The sequence below is a fragment of the Streptomyces chattanoogensis genome, from assembly GCF_001294335.1.
In the GTDB taxonomy this organism is placed as follows: domain Bacteria; phylum Actinomycetota; class Actinomycetes; order Streptomycetales; family Streptomycetaceae; genus Streptomyces; species Streptomyces chattanoogensis.
Genome location: NZ_LGKG01000018.1, coordinates 1 through 1,203, shown reverse-complemented (window position 1 = coordinate 1,203; position 1,203 = coordinate 1). Strand labels below are relative to the sequence as shown.

At 71.6% G+C, this 1,203-nt stretch carries 1 protein-coding gene; it reads right to left on the bottom strand.

All coding sequences use genetic code 11. The annotated features are described in order from the left end of the window. On the bottom strand, positions 1-1,058 hold a 1,058-nt coding region (locus tag ADL29_RS05625; protein ID WP_169795193.1), incomplete at its 3' end, for an ABC transporter transmembrane domain-containing protein. Positions 1,059-1,203: the final 145 nt, after the last annotated feature.

Here is a 1,203-nt window from a genome sequence, read left to right as displayed (position 1 = left end):
CCGGTCAAGGACGGCTCGCTCTGGCCGTCGTAGGCGAAGGTGACGTCCTCGAAGCGGATGTCGAAGGTCTTCGGTTCGCTCCCGCCCGGTGCGACCGGCAGTGGCCGCACGTCGAGGACGTCGCCGATCCTGCTCAACGCCGCCTCGGACAGCTCGAACAGCTTGGTCATCGTCGCGGCCAGGCTCAGTGGCTCGGCGAACCGCGCGGCCGTGACCACGACAGCGACCAGCACCGCGACCGGCAGCCGGGCGTCGAGGACCAGCCCCGCGCCGACCGCGACCAGAGCCACCACGGCCAGTTGCACCACGAGCTGTGCACCCGCGACAGGCATGGCGGCCGAGCGGTTCGCGGCCGCCTGGGCCCCGTGCTGATGGGTCAGCACGGGCATCAGGCGCGGGGAGTCCGCCCCGGCCTGCCCGGTGGCCTTGAGGACCGGCAGCCCTTGGACGTGCTCCACGATGCGATCGGAGGTTGCCGCGTCGGCGTCGTTCACGTCCCGCAAGCCGGTGTTGGAGCGCCTCTGCACTTGGCGTACGAACGGCAGTGCCGCCAGGGCGGCGGCGACGAGAACCAGCCCGAGCCGCCAGTCCAGGGCCACGATCACGACTCCCAACACCGTCGGGACCGCGATCAGTTGGACGAACAGAGTCGACAGGGAGGAGAGGGCGGAGGCCGCCGTGGTGGCGTTGTTGCCGACGACCGAGGTCAGGTCGCCGGCGGCTCGGCGGGCCAGCTCCTGCTGGGGCATGGAGCGCAGGGACTTCCCGAGACGGAGCCGGGTCGCCTGGGTGACCAGATGCCAGTGGTCGTAGAGGAACGCCGACTCGCGCACCCGCAGCGCACCCTCGACCACCACCAGGGCGGCCAGCACCCCGACCCACCACCACGCCCAACCGGCCCGTACCTGCTCGCGGGACAGCTCGGCGAGCAGCGGCACAAAGGTGGCGTAGGCGGCCGCTTGGACGAGGGCCGCCGCGACCGAGATCCGCAGGGTGGTACGGAACTGCGGGGCGTAGGGACCTGCGGCGGTGAGCATCAGGCGCAGTATTCGCCTCATCGGGTCGTCTCCCTTTTCTTTTCCTTCGTGCCCTGCGCGGCGCCAGTGCCGGTGAGCCCCCAGCGCGCGGCCTCTTCGTGACGTGCCCAGAGCTGCGCGTAGCGGCCACCGGCCGCCACCAGGTCGGCGTGGCGGCCCCTTTCGA